Raw genomic sequence first — 1,031 nt, 5'->3', positions numbered from 1 at the left:
GAGATCTTTGCACAGAAGCCGATCAGTGATTCTGTTGTGAGGTTGGAGCAGGGAGATTCGCGATGGTGGATCGTGTTCTGGGTCAGTTGAGTCTGGCGGACGGTCTTGCGGTGTCGGATGAGACGATCTTCGACCTGATTGCGAAAGAGCTGGACTGGGAGCCGATCAGCAAGCTGCTTGGCCCGCGCAGCAGCAGCGGCCCGGGTAGCGCCAGCTACCCGGCAATGTTGCTGGTGCGCTGCCTTCTGCTGGGTGTGTGGCATGGGCTGAGCGATCCAGCGCTTGAGGCGCAGATCCGTGACCGGCTGTCGTTTCGCCGCTTCGTTGGCTTCAGCCTCTCGGACCGTACGCCCGATCATTCGACCCTATGGCGCTTTCGCGACGAGCTGACGCGTGAGCGGCTGATCGACAAGGTGTTTGAGGAGATCAACCGGCAGCTGGAGACGAAAGGCCTGATCGTCAAGCGCGGCACGCTGGTCGATGCCTCGTTCATGCAATCCCCCGGCCGGCCGCCCAAGCAGCCGAAGAAGGGCCACCACGGCCCGGTCAAGCCGTCGGCGGACAAGGATGCGCGCTGGGGCAAGAAGGGCAAAAAGAGCACTTTTGGCTACAAGATGCACATTGGCGTCGACCAGGGGCACACCTTGATCCGGCGCGTCGAGGTGAGCGACGCCTCAGTCACCGACACCGAGCCGGCCGACCGGTTGATCTGCGGCGATGAGAAGGCGGTCTATGGCGATCAGGCCTATTACACCCATGCCAGGCATGACCGGCTCGCTGAGGCCAAGATCAAGGATCGCCTGATGCGGCGGCCCAACAAGCATCACCCTGAATTGCCGCCGCGCGACAAGCTGCGCAACCGGCTGATCTCCAAGGTGCGGGCGGCGGTTGAGCGGCCTTTCGCCGTGTTCAAGGAGCGTTACGGCATGCGGCGCATGCGCTTCTTCAACCTTGCGACCAACCGCACGCAGTGCATGCTGGCGGCATGCGCCTACAATCTGCGGACTATGATCGGTGTCCTGTATCCACCC

At 62.5% G+C, this 1,031-nt stretch carries 1 protein-coding gene; it reads left to right on the top strand.

The window, feature by feature from the left end; all coding sequences use genetic code 11:
- Nucleotides 1-62: 62 nt before the first annotated feature.
- Nucleotides 63-1,031 (top strand): IS5 family transposase (locus NKH60_RS34940; protein ID WP_352837550.1); only part of this gene is annotated, 969 nt, incomplete at its 3' end.

The sequence above is a fragment of the Mesorhizobium sp. M1006 genome, from assembly GCF_040318825.1.
Classification (GTDB): domain Bacteria; phylum Pseudomonadota; class Alphaproteobacteria; order Rhizobiales; family Rhizobiaceae; genus Mesorhizobium.
Note: the sequence above shows the minus strand (reverse complement) of the source record. Positions and strands in the feature narration are given on the sequence as shown.